Below are 14,162 nucleotides of genomic sequence, written 5' to 3' on the forward strand. Positions count from 1 at the left end.
ATTATACTTGTTTTTCTTCTATTGGTGAATTATTATTTTGGGAAGTAATTTTGGTTTCGTCGTCAAAAAGTATTCTGACCGAAGGCGTATAATCGTCATCGTACTGCCCAGATTTGACCGCTGCGATGAAAGCAATAAAGAAACATATTGCTACGAAAATACTTACTGAAATTAATAGATAAATAACACTCATACCGTAAATTTATGTTAACAAAATTAATAGGTTACCTGCGTGTAAAATATGATAATTATCATAATCAAAGAATAATGTTAAATTTATAAAATTTACTCTTTGAATTATTTAAAATCATTCTAAACTACTCTTGCTAAAATAGTTAGACATGACAGTTACAAAGCTGACAATTGTAATTGTACTCAATGGCATTATAATGGCCGCAACTAAAGGTAGTAAATTTCCTGTTACAGCAAATGAGAGCCCGACTATGTTATACAGCAGCGACAATCCAAAACTCATTTTGATGATTAATATGGATTTATGCGACAGTTTTAAAAAATAATCTAATCTGTAAAACTCTCCTGCATCCAAAATAGCATCACAAGCCGGAGAAAAAACATTGACATTTTCAGAAACTGATACTCCTACATTACTTTGCGCTAATGCTCCAGCATCATTCAGTCCATCACCAACCATCATAACATTCTTTCCTGCATCTTGCAGTTTTTTAATAAAATCAAGTTTTTGTTCGGGTTTTTGATTAAAAACCAATTCTGTGTTTTTAGGTAAAATAGCTTCCAGATTAGCTCTTTCACCATCATTATCTCCCGAAAGGACTTTAATATTATAATCCCTGCTGAGTGTTGCAAAAAGTTTCTCCAAACCTTCCCTATACTTATTTTGAAACACAAACTGTCCATAATACAAATCATCAATCTTTATATGCAGTGCAGTTCGTTCTATTTCTGACGTATTTAAACTTGGATTTCCTACAAAAGAAGCTGACCCGATTTTTATTGTTCGATTATTAACTTCTGCCAAAATTCCTTTTCCTGTTATCTCCGTAAATTCGTCAATTTTAATGCGATCCTCATCAGGTAAAAAATCATACAGCATACGGCTTAAAGGGTGGTTTGAACCACGAAGAACGTTTTTTATCAGGATATAATTTTCTTTCGAAATCTCTTTTCCTTCATATAAAATATTAGACTTTTTATTGGTCGTAATAGTTCCTGTTTTATCAAAAACTATAGTATCAACTTTTGCTAATTGCTCAATAACCAATGCATTTTTCAAGTACATTTTTTGTTTCCCCATTATACGCAGTATATTACCAAAAGTAAATGGTGCAGTTAACGCAAGCGCACAAGGACAGGCAACGATTAAAACCGCCGTAAAAACATTAAATGCTGTAGTTGCATCTATAAAAATCCAATAACCGAAACCTGCAAAGGCTATCAATAATAAAATAGGAGTAAAATAACGACTTATTGCATCGGTAATCGTTTTATGCTTTTGAAGTACTTTTTTCTGAAATATCTCATTACTCCATAATTGCGTTAAGTAACTTTGTGAAACAGATTGCAGTACTTCCATTTCAATGACTTTTCCAATCTGTTTTCCACCGGCAAATACTTTATCTCCAGACTTCTTAATAATAGGATCTGCTTCTCCTGTTACAAAACTATAGTCAATCTCAGCCTTTTCGCTTATTAAAATTCCATCAACAGGAATTAACTCCTGATTTCGTATCAACAAACGATTTCCTTTTAAAACATCATAAATAGGAACGCTTTCTTCTGATAAATCAGGATTTATACGAGTAACTGCAATAGGGAAATAAGATTTAAAATCACGTTCAAAACTTAAAAAGCTATACGTTTTAATTTGAAACATTTTTCCAAGGAGCATAAAGAATACTAACCCTGTTAGACTATCAAAAAAGCCAGGACCATAATTCATCACCATATCAAAAGTACTGCGAATGAACATTACGATGATTCCTAAAGCAATTGGAATATCTATATTAAGCATTTTTGATTTTATGCTTTTATAAGCTGAAACGTAATAACCACTTGCAGAATATAAGAAACTTGGCAGTGCCAAAACAAAAATCAATATCCTAAAAAACGGTTTATAATTATCCAGCCAAAACTCTTTTATTTCAAAATACTCAGGAAATGAAAGAAGCATAATATTTCCGAAACAAAAAAAGGCAACACCCAGTTTATACGTCAAACTTCTGTCAACATTGTTTTTTCCTGTTTCGTAATTTTCTAAACTTATATAAGGTTCATAACCAATTGAACTTAATAAATAAGCTATTGATTTTAGTGAAACCACGTCTGAATTGAAGGTAATTCGAACTTTTTTCTCTGGAAAATTAACCTGCGAAGTACTTATTCCCGTTTCAAGACGGTTAAGATTTTCTAGAATCCAAATACATGAACTGCAATGAATGTGCGGAATACTTAATGAAACTATAGCGGTATTTCCTTCCTGAAATTCTAAAACTTTTGAAAGGATTGCTTCATTATCTAAAAAATCATATTTCCCCTGAATATCTTGCGGTGTCGCTCCCGGTGATTTTTGAAAATCGTAATAACAGGTCAAATCATGAAAACTGAAAATTTCATAAACCGTTTTACAACCGGTGCAACAAAACTTTTTTTCATCAAAATTGATTTCTTCATTTTTAGGAATAGTTAATCCGCAATGAAAACAACTCTGCTCAATCATAATTTGTTTTTTTAATGCAACAAATATTCAAAATAAGTACCACTTTTAACTATGACAATTATCATATTAAAATGAAATAGAATTCTAATTTAATGAAAATAAAACTGCCAAATTGCATCATCCTCTTTTTTATAGATATTTTAAGCGATATTACTAGTATTAAACGTCAATATTGGTTAATTTTGCACTAAATTTTTTTGCCATGAGTAAATGTGATCAATGTATCGTAAGACAACTTTCTTCTCTAAAAGCCCTCAGTAAAGATGAAGTTGTAAAATTGGCTAGCAGCAAAACTACCTATACAATTAAAAAAGGCGAAGCTATTTTTGAAGAAGGCGAAGTTACCAATGGTGTATTTTGTGTTAAAGATGGTGTTGGAAAACTTTCTAAGTTAAGCGCTAACGGAAAAGATCAGATTGTAAAACTGGTAAAATCTGGTGAATTATTAGGACAACGCTCAATGATCAGCAATGAACCTGCAAACTTAACTGCAAAAGCGGTTGCAGATATGGAGGTTTGCTTTATTCCTAAAAACGAAATCATACATTTCTTCAATACAAACAATCAATTCTCTTTGAATTTAATGCAGTCTGTCTGCGAAGATTTAAAAGAATCTGAAAATGATAAAATTGCTTTAGTTCAAAAAACAGTAAAACAGCGTTTAGCTGAAACTTTATTACAGTTGCATGAAGGTTTTGGTGAAAACACAGACAAAACCTTAAAAGTACAACTTACAAGAGAGGAATTGGCGGGAATAATAGGTACAGCAACAGAAAGCTGTATCCGTTTATTATCTGATTTTAATAAACTGGACCTGATTGAACTTGTTGGAAAAAAAATTATGCTGAAAAATATTAAGGCTCTAAAAAAAATGGCCGAATAGTTTATTGCTTTTTTGCTTCGTTCCAGAAAACATCCATTTCGGCTAAAGTCATATCCATTAAAGGTTTCCCTAATTCACCTGCTTTACTTTCTAAATATTGAAAGCGTTTGATGAATTTTTTATTAGTGCGTTCCAGGGCATCTTCTGGATTAACATTTAAAAAACGCGCATAATTTATCATGGAGAATAAAACATCTCCAAATTCGGCTTCAATTTTATCTTGATCGCCGGATCTAACTTCTACTTGAAGTTCTTCTAATTCTTCTTGAACCTTATCCCAAACTTGATGCGGTTCTTCCCAATCAAAACCAACACCTTTTACTTTATCTTGAATACGGCTTGCTTTTACTAATGCAGGAAGACTTCTAGGTACACCTTCTAAAACTGATTTTTTACCTTCTTTAAGTTTAAGCTTTTCCCAGTTTTGTTTTACTTCTTCTTCATCTTTCACGACTGTGTCGCTGTATATATGAGGATGGCGATGAATCAATTTACCACAAATTTCATTACATACATCAGCAATATCAAAATCATTTGTTTCTGAACCTATTTTTGCATAAAAAACAATGTGAAGCAGTAAATCACCTAGTTCTTTTTTTACTTCATTCAAATCATTATCTAAAATAGCATCACCCAATTCGTAAGTTTCTTCAATCGTTAAATGTCTCAGCGTTTGCAATGTCTGTTTTTTATCCCACGGGCATTGCTCACGAAGTTCATCCATTATAATTAATAATCTTTCAAAAGCTTTTAATTGAAGTTCTTTGCTCATTTTTTATATTTTTTATGTTTCAGGCAAGTGATTGTAAAAGTAAAAAATCCTGTCAAGAAAACATCTCAACAGGATTAATATATTTAAATTCAGAAAAACTATTATTCTTCTTTCTGAGCTTTTGCTTTTTTAGCAGCTGGAGCTTTTTTCACTTTTTCTTCTACTGCTGGAGTTTCTTCTGGAGCTTCTGCTGCAGCTGGTGCTAAATCAGTAACTAAACCTTTAGCTTGAAGTGAATTATACCAGTTTAATACTTTTTTAATATCAGAAGGATAAACTCTTTCTTCGTCATATTCTGGTAAAATTTCTTTAAAATAAGCACTTAATGTTGCGTTATCTTCTTTATGCGAAATAGCTTGACCTTTGTTTTCTTTAGCAGCAATTTTTTGCATTACTTCAGTCAATGGTTTTTCTCCTTCGTATGTATAAATTGAAATTTCTGATAATAAACTTACATTACTTTTTAAGTTTACAGTAATTTTTTTTCCGTCTAATAATGATTCTGCCACAAAACCTGTACGAGTCTGTACTTTCAATACATATAAACCTGGTTTCCCAGAAATGGCTAAAATTTTGTCTAAATTCATGTTTATTAAAATTAGTATTAAGAATTTTATTATATTTTTTTTATGTTCTAAATTATTCCGAACATTTATCTTCCTTTTTTAGCAGCAGCAAATTTCATTCTATATTCTTGAAATGTTTTACCTTCAGTAATATTTTTCAATTTTTTCTGAATCAAACGTTTTTTCAAAGATGATATTTTATCTGTAAATAAAACGCCTTCGATATGATCGTATTCGTGCTGAATAACTCTGGCGATTAAACCATCAAAAACTTCCGTTTTCATTACAAAATCTTCTTCACAATATTCGATAGTAACGGTTGGTTTTCTATAAACGTCTTCACGAACATCTGGAATACTTAAACATCCTTCATTAAAACTCCACTCTTCACCTTCTTCTTTAATGATTTTTGCATTGATGAAAGTCTTTTTAAAGCCTTTCAAATCTTTCTGCTCATTTGATGATAAATCCTCATCGTCACTAAAAGGAGTTGTATCAATAACAAACACACGAATTGGAAGGCCAACCTGCGGTGCAGCAAGCCCAACTCCATATGCATTATACATGGTTTCATACATGTTTGCTAAAGTCTCTTTTAAGTTTGGATAATCTGGTGTAATTGCCGTACCCACTTTTCTTAAAACTGGGTCACCATATCCTACAATTGGTAAAATCATTTGTTCTTGTTTAATGTTTTATCTAACAAAAACCCTATATTGGGTTCTTATATTTCAGCTGGCAAAAATAGTAAAAAATAGTCAATGAATAATTTTAAACCTATATTTATGATATATTTTGCATGCTTCTAAAAACTCAGCTATAATTATGCCAAAATAGCTCGTACAATTCTTACCTTTGCTAGTAAACCTCACTTTATGTTTGAACGTATCTCGAAATTCACAAATAGTACTTCTTTTTTAAATGCGTCAAAAGTAACCATCGCCTCAGTTGTACCCGTTTTAATTTTAAATTTTTTAGGACATTTCGAAATAGGTTTTACAATCGCATTAGGTGCATTTTATACATATCCCAGTGATATTCCAAGTTCTTTAAGTCATAAAATAAAAGGTCTTATTGTTGCTTCTTTTATTGTTTCGGGTGTAAATTTGTTAGTAAATCTTGCCTATCCGCATCCTTACTTATTTTATCCTTTTTTGGGCTTTCTATTGTTTATATGCTCAATGATTTCGGTATATGGCCAGAGAGCAACATTGGTTTCATTTTCTGCTTTATTATCGATTTCATTATCATTTGGTCACTTGCATGAAGGCTGGGAAGCTTTTCAATACTCTGGTTTTATTTTTGTCGGAGGAATTTTATATTTAGTAGTTTCTCTTGTTTTTCACTTTGTACAGCCTTATAAATATATAGAACTGCAAATTGCCGAAGGTATAAAGCTAACGTCTAAATACTTAAAACTTAGAGGCGATTTATGGAATCCTGAAGCAAATCGAGAAAAGATAATCGAAAAACAACTCGCAATACAAGTTGATCTTAATTTGATTCATGAAGATTTGAGAAAAATGCTGATTGGAAATCAAAATACATCAGGAACAACAAGTCAAAATCGAAAAATGCTGTTGGTTTTTATAACCTTAGTAGAAATTCAAGAGCTTGCTTTGTATACTTCTTTTGATCATAATAAGATTCATGAAAAATTTAATAAACATCCTGAAGTTTTACGCAGCTATCAAAATGTAGCTTATAAACTGGCATCAACTTTAAAAAAGCTTTCTAAAAACGTACAACATATTGCTGTTTATGTTGACAAAAATGATTTGAAAGATGAACTTGATGCTCTTGAGTTTGCAATTTTTGATTATGAAAAGAGTCTAGGTAAAGAAGAAGCTGCAGAAGGCGTATTAATGCTTACTAATATGCTGAAATACGCCAAAAATCAAGTTGGAAAAATCAAAACTATTCAACGTGCATTATCACTGGCAATGCAGTCTTATAAATTAAAAGATAAAGACAAGGAATTAGAAAAATTCTTAACACCGCAATATTATCCACTGCGAACTTTAATTGAAAATCTAAGCTATTCGTCGTCAATATTCAGACATTCGATTCGCTTAACGGTAACTATTTTGTGCGGTTTAATTCTTGGTCAATTATTACATCTTCAAAATAATTACTGGATTCTGTTAACTATAGTTGTAATTATGCGCCCTGGATATGGCTTAACTAAAGAAAGATCGTATAATAGAATTTTCGGAACTATTCTAGGAGGCCTTTTAGCGTTTGGAATTGTATCACTTATTCAAAACCATGTTGCTTTGAGTATTTTCTCGATTGTTTGTATGCTTCTCGGAATCTCGTTTACTCAAATTAACTATAAAATAAGCGCCACATTTGTAACGATGTATGTTGTGTTTATTTACGGAATTTTGACGCCAAATGTTGTTGAAGTAATTCAGTTTAGAATACTCGATTCGCTTGCTGGCGCCACTTTGGCTTTTATCGCCAATCAATTTTTATGGCCGGCTTGGGAATTTTTAAATACACCAATTCATATCGAAAATTCGATTAGAGCAAATAGAAATTATCTTAAAGAAATTGCTGATTTCTATAATAAAAAAGGTGAAGTTCCTACCTCTTATAAATTAGCAAGAAAAAACGCTTTTGTTGAGACTGGAAATTTAATGACTTCTTTTCAAAGGATGATGCAAGAACCAAAATCTAAGCAAAAAACTATGCCTTTGGTAAACAAGTTAGTGGTTTTAAATCATTCTTTTTTATCAGCTTTAGCTTCTTTGTCAACTTACATACAGTCACATCAAACAACATCGGCCTCAGAATCATTCAATTACATCATAAAAACTATTCTTCAAAATTTAGAGCATTCTATTTCAATTTTAAGAAATGAAGCTATTATAACAGATACTTTCTTTGACAAAGAAGATGTTACACTGCAATTTGAAGAGCTTAAACGCCGAAATTTTTCGCGTCTTGCTGCTGATGATGAACTGGACAAGGAAACACGTCAAGCAAAAATGCAGGAAGCTCAAATGGTTATTGAGCAATTAATTTGGATGAGCAATCTTGCAGAAAAAATATTAAAAATTACAAAAGAACTAAAAACAACAAATCCAGATTAATTGATCTGGATTTGTTGTTTTTTATATAAATATTGACTTTAATTATTCAATTTCAAAACCTCGGCAGTTTCTTTTCTAAGTTCTGCTAAAAGTTCTGGTTTGTCATTAAGCGTTTTTCCATAAGAAGGAATCATTTCTTTCATTTTTGCTTCCCATTCTGGTGTTTTAATCTGATTTGTAAAACATCTTCCAATCAAATCAATCATAATGGCAACTGCAGTAGATGCTCCAGGAGAAGCCCCTAATAAAACTGCTAAACTTCCGTCGTGTGTGCTGATAACTTCTGTACCAAACTCTAGAACTCCGCCTCCATCTTCACCTTTTTTAATAACCTGCACACGTTGTCCTGCTTTTTCTAATTTCCAATCTTTAGAACGAGCGCTTGGCAAATATTCACGAAGTGCTTTCATTCTGTCTTTCGGAGTTTGACGAACTTGCTCAATTAGATATTTTGTTAAAGGAATATTATGATATCCTGCAGAAAGCATAGGAATTAAATTGTTTGCTTTAATCGATAGTGGAAGATCTAAATACGAACCATTTTTCAAGAATCGTGTTGAGAATCCTGCAAAAGGACCAAACAACAATGCTTTTTCACCATCGATTACACGTGTATCGATATGTGGAACTGACATTGGCGGTGCTCCTACACTTGCTTTTCCATAAACTTTAGCCTGATGTTTTGCAATAACGTCTGGATTTGTACATTTTAACCATTGTCCGCTTACTGGAAATCCACCATAACCTGCTCCTTCAGGAACATTTGCTTTTTCTAATAAAGGTAACGAACCTCCACCAGCTCCAATAAACACAAATTTAGTATATGCTTTTCGCTTTTGACCAGTAGATAAATCAGTGATTTTAATTCTCCAAGATTTATCCTCGCGTTGTTTTAATTTTTTAACCTCGTGGTTAAAGTATAAATTAACACCATCTAATTTTTCAAGATAATTAAACATGCTTCTTGTCAGCGCACCAAAATTAACATCGGTACCAATTTCCATGTGAGTAGCTGCTAATTTTTCATCAGCCGCTCTGCCTTCCATAACCAATGGCATCCATTCTTTTAACTGATTAAAATCAGTACTGAATGTCATTTCAGAAAAAATAGGATTACTTTGAAGTGCTTTAAATCTCTTTTTAAGGTATTCTACATTTTTATCTCCCCAAACAAAACTCATATGAGGAACACTTTTTATAAAATTTTCTGGAGAAGGTACTTTATTTTGTTGTACCAAATAAGACCAAAACTGGCGGGAAATTTCAAAAGATTCAGCAATACTAATTGCTTTTTTTGGATCAATGCTTCCGTCAGCCTTTTCTGGGGTATAATTTAATTCACAAAAAGCAGAGTGTCCGGTTCCTGCATTGTTCCAAGCATCGGAACTTTCGGCAGCAGCCACATCTAATCTTTCATAAATTTCAATTTTAATATCTGGTTGCAGCTCTTTTAAAATTAATCCAAGAGTTGCACTCATAATTCCAGCTCCAATAAGCACTACTTCACTATTGGAACGTATTGTATTGTCAGGCATAACAGTAATTTGTTTTTAAAGTGCAAAGGTACCTTTTTCAATCGCAAAAAAAAACTAATTTTTACATGATAAAAGTTAGAAAATTATAAATTTTTCCAAAAATGTGAAATTAATCAGAAATAAACCTAAAAACGCTTTGAAGAAAGATAATCCTGAAGCATAATTGTTGCCGAAATCTCATCAATCAAACCTTTATTCTGTCTTTGCTTTTTACTCAAACCACTGTCGATCATGGTCTGGAATGCCATTTTTGAAGTAAATCGTTCATCAACACGAATTACCTTCATTTCGGGAAAAATATTTGAAAAGTGAGTTACAAAACCTTTAATTATCGATGCACTCTGAGATGGTTCGCCGTTCATTTGTTTTGGCTCGCCTATTAAAACTGCTTCTACTTTTTCTTTAGCGAAATAATCTTTTAGAAAATCAATTAAAGTATGAGTTGGAATCGTAGTTAATCCTGATGCAATAATCTGCATTTCGTCAGTAACAGCAATTCCTGTACGTTTTTGTCCGTAATCTAATGAGAGGATTCTAGGCATTTTATTTTTTTTAGCAAATTTACTTTAAAATAATGCTTTATGTTTTAAAATACCAATAATATAAACTATTTCTATTTCAGATTCGATTCTTATAATTGTAGTATAACCTTTAAAAACATAATCTCTATACTTTTCGTCTTTAAAGTAAATAGACTTTTTAAAATAAAAAGGATTCATTAAATCTTTTTTAATGTTTTTAAGCAGATCTTGTTTAAATTTTTTCGCAGCTTTTGGTTTATCTTTAGCTATATATTTTACTAATTCTTTAAGTTGTAACGCAAAATCTTCCGTAAAACTAATCTTCATATTTAGAAATTGTTTTTTCTAAAATTTCATCTAACTCTTCAAACGTATAGAATTTTGCGGTACCATTATCAATTTTAGCTGCTGTAGCCTCAAATTTTCTTTTATTTTTAACAAAATTAGGATCAACAAAGCTATCTTCCTCAACTATTTTCAATTCATCTGAAGAAAATGAACTTAATAATTTTAAGATTTTCTCTTTAATTTCCGGCTGAAACTCTAATCTGATCGCTTCCATAACACTATCATTTACCATACAAATATAGACCTTTTCTATGTAAACTCATTTAGGTTTAACTTTCTAATAAAAAATCCGTTCTGAAAAACTCAGAACGGACCTCACCAAAAATATTTAAAACTAAAAAAATATATCTATCTATTAAACAGTCTTCTAAAAAAGCCTCTTTCTTCCTCTTCCTCCTCGTCTTCTTTTTCCTTCTCTTCGTAATTCGCAAACTTAGACTGTGTTTTTTCATGTTCGTATATCAACTCTTTTATATACTCTACATAAGTTCTCTTTTTCTCCTCTAGAAATCCAATTAAATATTTCTCGCTGTATTCAACACCGCTTGCAGCTTCTATTTGCAGCAGTTTTTTATACAACGGTTCAATATGCAGAGAAATAACTTCTTGCGGAACGGCTTGTCTTCTTCCAAAATAGTTCATAATGACTCCGTTTTCATCTTTTGCAATCTCAAAATCGGTAATAACCCAATAATAACGTCCAGATCTCGCTAAATTCTTTACAATTGCATGGAAGTTTTTTCCAGCTTTAAGATTTTCCCATAAAACTTTAAAAATGACTTTTGGCATATCTGGGTGACGAATAATATTATGCGGCTGTCCCATTAATTCGTAATCTTCATAACCAGAAACATCAACAAAAACTTCATTGGCATATTCAATAATACCAAACGCATTTGTTTTACTCATAATTACTTGTGTCTTGTCCCACGTAACCTCTTTATCTATAACTGGAATTCGATTTTGAAGTTGATTTTCTTGATTCATCATTTTTTCTGCTTATATTATTTGTTTTGGATTGTACGCTTAATTTCCTTACAAAATTGCTCTGGAATTATGTCGCGAAATTAGACAGAAGAAAAAAAGCAAAATCTGATTTTTGTCATATTTTGATATTAAAAAAACTTTTAATGGCTCTTAATTTCAATTTTTATATTATTGCTTCTTTATTATTTATCAAAATACAAACAAAAAGTTAAATATATAACATCTTCAAAAGGCTTTCTCTTTTTTGCATTTGCCCAAATACCTTATCTTTGCCAAAAATTAAACACTATGAATTCTTTACAGACTATAATTGAACAAGCTTGGGAAAACAGAGCTTTATTACAAGAAACTACAACAACTGACGCTATTAGAGAGGTTATCGAATTAATTGATGCTGGAAAATTACGTTGTGCTGAACCAGTTGGCGATAAATGGCAGGTAAACGAATGGGTAAAAAAAGCTGTTGTAATGTATTTCCCAATTCAAAAAATGGAAACATGGGAGTCTGGTATTTTTGAATACCACGATAAAATGTTACTAAAAAGAAATTATGCTGAAAAAGGAATTCGTGTAGTACCAAATGCTGTTGCACGTTACGGAGCTTATATTTCAAGCGGTGTAATCTTAATGCCAAGTTATGTAAATATTGGTGCTTATGTAGATGAAGGAACTATGGTAGATACTTGGGCAACTGTTGGAAGCTGTGCTCAAATTGGTAAAAACGTTCACTTAAGCGGTGGTGTTGGTATTGGCGGTGTTCTTGAGCCATTGCAAGCTGCTCCAGTTATTATCGAAGACGGTGCTTTTATTGGTTCTCGTTGTATTGTTGTCGAAGGAGTTCATGTAGGTAAAGAAGCTGTTCTTGGTGCTAATGTGTGTTTAACTGCTTCAACAAAAATTATCGACGTTACTGGCGATGAACCTATTGAAATGAAAGGTTTTGTTCCTGCTCGTTCAGTTGTAATTCCTGGAAGTTATACTAAAAAGTTTGCTGCCGGCGAATTTCAAGTTCCATGTGCTTTAATCATTGGTACTCGTAAACCTTCTACAGATTTAAAAACTTCCCTAAACAATGCACTTCGTGAATACGATGTTGCTGTTTAATTTATAGCTTTATAAATAAGAAAAAAGGAATGAATTTCAAAAACTCATTCCTTTTTTATTGTTATTTCTGCTTCTTGCCTGCTTCCTGAAGCTTTAAAAGCTTAGCATATTTCATATAAGAAAAAAAGCTCTGAATCATTGCGAATGTAAGACCATCCAATCCATTTAAAAAGCCTTTTTTAAAAAAGTAGCATCTTATAAAAGCAACCAAACCGTTTAATATCGGTTTAAAACTATTAATCTTTTTATTCTGTTCAAAAAGCTGTTGTGCATGCCAAGTCGAATATAGATTTTTCTTCCTGATAAGCTGATCAAAATCCTCCCATGCATAATGGTGGACATGAACTTTTAAATGGGTTTTATTGTTTCCTGAAACCTTTTGATGAACACTGTCTTTTGATGGTGATGCTGTTTTTTTATTAAAAAAACGAGATGTTTTATCAGGATACCAGCCAGAAAAATTTATTAACTTATTTCCTAAATAGTTATAAAGACTAAAAGCATAAACATCAAAATGCTGGTCTTCATATTTTCTTGATAAGATAAATTTTTCAGCATCTTCTGCCAAAATCTCATCAGCATCTAGATTTAAAATCCAATCGTTTTTACAATAAGGCAGTCCGTGAATTCTCTGGGGTCCGTCGCCTAAAAAAGCTTGCGAGATAACTTTAGCCCCTTTTTCTTCTGCAATCTTAACCGTATTATCAACACTTAATGAATCTATAACAATTACTTCATCACAAATTCTAAACAAAGCATCAATACATTTACCTATACACTTTTCTTCATTATAGGTAATTACTAACCCACTAATTTCCATTTCCTTAAAATATTTTAAGCTTTCCTATTTTCAGTTTCAATCTAAATTTCAACAAACTATCTTCTCCTTTTATATCTATTCTTTTTACTAAATAGTTGTTCTTAAAAGGAAATTTATTCACCCTGTTCCCTATTCGTAAACCATATTTGATACCATTATCGCGCATTATTTTTTCAAAAACAGCAAATTCGGTATCTTTCTTAGCATAATTTCCAAAAGGATATGCCAAAACAGGTTTTATATCTAATTGATTTTCAAGTATAAAATTATTCGATTTAATAAAGTCGGCTTCCAGTTCTTCTTTAGATAATGAACTGTATTTTTTATGCTCAAAAGAATGATATCCCAACTCAATAAGATTACTGTCTAATCCTTTTAATTGTTCTGCACTCATTATCTTTTCTTTTCCTTCTATCCAATAATCAAAATTTCCAACGTAAGTAAAAGGTATAAAGAAAGAAGCTTTTAATTGGTATTTTTCGAGCAAAGGCACAGCATATAAAAGCTGACATTCGGTAACATCATCAAAAGTAATAATAATGCTTTTTGATGGCAATTCTTTTAAATTGTCTAGATCCTTAAAATGAAATGTTGTGTAATTATTATCGCAAAGAAATTTAAACTGTGCCTCTAACTTTGACACAGAAATAGATAAATTCAAAGATTTTGCTTCATCTTCAACAACATTATGGTACATTAAAATTGGCAGCTTTGACATTTACTTTTGCATTTTTTTTGCAAATCTAACATTAATAGTATTATTATTCACAAAAAAAATATTTCTTAACCTAAAAATAAGAATCCAACTAGTAAACCAATGTAAAATTAGGCAA

15 protein-coding genes are annotated in these 14,162 nt (G+C 31.5%); 3 read left to right on the plus strand and 12 right to left on the minus strand.

Annotation, left to right across the window (positions count from 1 at the left end; genetic code table 11):
- Window position 1: 1 nt before the first annotated feature.
- Entirely contained in the window at window positions 2–193 is a 192-nt protein-coding gene (gene ccoS / locus B0A81_RS16200; RefSeq protein ID WP_089052370.1) for a cbb3-type cytochrome oxidase assembly protein CcoS, read from the minus strand.
- A gap of 114 nt (window positions 194–307) precedes the next feature.
- Window positions 308–2,695, minus strand: a complete 2,388-nt coding sequence (locus B0A81_RS16205) for a heavy metal translocating P-type ATPase (RefSeq protein WP_089058989.1) — start codon at window positions 2,693–2,695, stop codon at window positions 308–310.
- Between the two features lie 202 nt (window positions 2,696–2,897).
- Between B0A81_RS16205 and B0A81_RS16210 the strand changes: the two genes are divergently transcribed.
- A complete protein-coding gene (locus B0A81_RS16210) occupies window positions 2,898–3,578 on the plus strand; it encodes a Crp/Fnr family transcriptional regulator (RefSeq protein WP_089052372.1) in 681 nt (226 codons plus the stop codon).
- A 1-nt stretch (window position 3,579) separates the two neighbouring features.
- Here the strand turns inward: B0A81_RS16210 and mazG are convergent, their stop codons facing one another.
- The 3 genes from mazG to def form a co-directional block, all read right to left on the minus strand.
- Window positions 3,580–4,350, minus strand: coding sequence for a nucleoside triphosphate pyrophosphohydrolase (mazG, locus tag B0A81_RS16215; RefSeq protein WP_089058990.1), 771 nt, complete (start codon window positions 4,348–4,350; stop codon window positions 3,580–3,582).
- 101 nt (window positions 4,351–4,451) lie between these two features.
- Window positions 4,452–4,937, minus strand: a complete 486-nt coding sequence (locus B0A81_RS16220; RefSeq protein WP_089058991.1) for a DUF5606 family protein — start codon at window positions 4,935–4,937, stop codon at window positions 4,452–4,454.
- Window positions 4,938–5,002: 65 nt separating this feature from the next.
- Entirely contained in the window at window positions 5,003–5,593 is a 591-nt protein-coding gene (gene def / locus B0A81_RS16225) for a peptide deformylase (RefSeq protein ID WP_089052375.1), read from the minus strand.
- A gap of 198 nt (window positions 5,594–5,791) precedes the next feature.
- Between def and B0A81_RS16230 the strand changes: the two genes are divergently transcribed.
- Complete coding sequence (locus B0A81_RS16230) at window positions 5,792–8,014, plus strand: FUSC family protein (protein ID WP_089058992.1); 2,223 nt, start codon at window positions 5,792–5,794, stop codon at window positions 8,012–8,014.
- 38 nt (window positions 8,015–8,052) lie between these two features.
- On the opposite strand, the gene B0A81_RS16235 is transcribed toward B0A81_RS16230, so the two are convergent.
- The 5 genes from B0A81_RS16235 to B0A81_RS16255 all read right to left on the minus strand — a co-directional run bounded on the left by B0A81_RS16235 (window position 8,053) and on the right by B0A81_RS16255 (window position 11,405).
- Window positions 8,053–9,549: a malate:quinone oxidoreductase gene (locus B0A81_RS16235; RefSeq protein ID WP_089058993.1), complete on the minus strand. Its 1,497-nt coding sequence runs from the start codon at window positions 9,547–9,549 to the stop codon at window positions 8,053–8,055.
- Window positions 9,550–9,674: 125 nt separating this feature from the next.
- Window positions 9,675–10,091 (minus strand): Holliday junction resolvase RuvX, encoded by a 417-nt coding sequence (gene ruvX, locus B0A81_RS16240; protein WP_089052378.1) that lies wholly within the window; start codon window positions 10,089–10,091, stop codon window positions 9,675–9,677.
- Window positions 10,092–10,115: 24 nt separating this feature from the next.
- Complete coding sequence (locus B0A81_RS16245) at window positions 10,116–10,397, minus strand: type II toxin-antitoxin system RelE/ParE family toxin (protein WP_089058994.1); 282 nt, start codon at window positions 10,395–10,397, stop codon at window positions 10,116–10,118.
- The gene (locus B0A81_RS16250; RefSeq protein WP_089058995.1) at window positions 10,387–10,632 is read right to left on the minus strand and encodes a hypothetical protein; all 246 of its coding nucleotides are present in this window, start codon (window positions 10,630–10,632) and stop codon (window positions 10,387–10,389) included. The genes B0A81_RS16245 and B0A81_RS16250 overlap by 11 nt, the downstream gene beginning before the upstream one ends.
- Window positions 10,633–10,766: 134 nt before the next feature.
- On the minus strand, window positions 10,767–11,405 hold the full coding sequence (locus tag B0A81_RS16255; RefSeq protein WP_089052449.1) for a PAS domain-containing protein: 639 nt from the start codon (window positions 11,403–11,405) through the stop codon (window positions 10,767–10,769).
- Window positions 11,406–11,693: 288 nt separating this feature from the next.
- Here B0A81_RS16255 and B0A81_RS16260 point away from each other — a divergent pair, with 288 nt between their 5' ends.
- Window positions 11,694–12,509: a 2,3,4,5-tetrahydropyridine-2,6-dicarboxylate N-succinyltransferase gene (locus B0A81_RS16260; protein WP_089058996.1), complete on the plus strand. Its 816-nt coding sequence runs from the start codon at window positions 11,694–11,696 to the stop codon at window positions 12,507–12,509.
- A gap of 61 nt (window positions 12,510–12,570) precedes the next feature.
- Here the strand turns inward: B0A81_RS16260 and B0A81_RS16265 are convergent, their stop codons facing one another.
- On the minus strand, window positions 12,571–13,329 hold the full coding sequence (locus B0A81_RS16265) for a glycosyltransferase family 2 protein (protein WP_089058997.1): 759 nt from the start codon (window positions 13,327–13,329) through the stop codon (window positions 12,571–12,573).
- A 4-nt stretch (window positions 13,330–13,333) separates the two neighbouring features.
- Complete coding sequence (locus B0A81_RS16270) at window positions 13,334–14,047, minus strand: polysaccharide deacetylase family protein (protein ID WP_089058998.1); 714 nt, start codon at window positions 14,045–14,047, stop codon at window positions 13,334–13,336.
- Window positions 14,048–14,162: the final 115 nt, after the last annotated feature.

Source organism: Flavobacterium plurextorum, from assembly GCF_002217395.1.
In the GTDB taxonomy this organism is placed as follows: domain Bacteria; phylum Bacteroidota; class Bacteroidia; order Flavobacteriales; family Flavobacteriaceae; genus Flavobacterium; species Flavobacterium plurextorum.

Excerpts from the sequence above, each read along its gene's own strand:
- B0A81_RS16245 (WP_089058994.1), bottom strand. The coding sequence starts at position 10,397 with ATGAAGATTAGTTTTACGGAAGATTTTGCGTTACAACTTAAAGAATTA.
- B0A81_RS16235 (WP_089058993.1), bottom strand. The coding sequence starts at position 9,549 with ATGCCTGACAATACAATACGTTCCAATAGTGAAGTAGTGCTTATTGGA.
- def (WP_089052375.1), bottom strand. The coding sequence starts at position 5,593 with ATGATTTTACCAATTGTAGGATATGGTGACCCAGTTTTAAGAAAAGTG.
- B0A81_RS16220 (WP_089058991.1), bottom strand. The coding sequence starts at position 4,937 with ATGAATTTAGACAAAATTTTAGCCATTTCTGGGAAACCAGGTTTATAT.
- B0A81_RS16250 (WP_089058995.1), bottom strand. The coding sequence starts at position 10,632 with ATGGAAGCGATCAGATTAGAGTTTCAGCCGGAAATTAAAGAGAAAATC.
- B0A81_RS16230 (WP_089058992.1), top strand. The coding sequence starts at position 5,792 with ATGTTTGAACGTATCTCGAAATTCACAAATAGTACTTCTTTTTTAAAT.
- B0A81_RS16260 (WP_089058996.1), top strand. The coding sequence starts at position 11,694 with ATGAATTCTTTACAGACTATAATTGAACAAGCTTGGGAAAACAGAGCT.
- ccoS (WP_089052370.1), bottom strand. The coding sequence starts at position 193 with ATGAGTGTTATTTATCTATTAATTTCAGTAAGTATTTTCGTAGCAATA.
- B0A81_RS16255 (WP_089052449.1), bottom strand. The coding sequence starts at position 11,405 with ATGAATCAAGAAAATCAACTTCAAAATCGAATTCCAGTTATAGATAAA.
- mazG (WP_089058990.1), bottom strand. The coding sequence starts at position 4,350 with ATGAGCAAAGAACTTCAATTAAAAGCTTTTGAAAGATTATTAATTATA.
- B0A81_RS16265 (WP_089058997.1), bottom strand. The coding sequence starts at position 13,329 with ATGGAAATTAGTGGGTTAGTAATTACCTATAATGAAGAAAAGTGTATA.
- B0A81_RS16210 (WP_089052372.1), top strand. The coding sequence starts at position 2,898 with ATGAGTAAATGTGATCAATGTATCGTAAGACAACTTTCTTCTCTAAAA.
- B0A81_RS16270 (WP_089058998.1), bottom strand. The coding sequence starts at position 14,047 with ATGTCAAAGCTGCCAATTTTAATGTACCATAATGTTGTTGAAGATGAA.
- B0A81_RS16205 (WP_089058989.1), bottom strand. The coding sequence starts at position 2,695 with ATGATTGAGCAGAGTTGTTTTCATTGCGGATTAACTATTCCTAAAAAT.
- ruvX (WP_089052378.1), bottom strand. The coding sequence starts at position 10,091 with ATGCCTAGAATCCTCTCATTAGATTACGGACAAAAACGTACAGGAATT.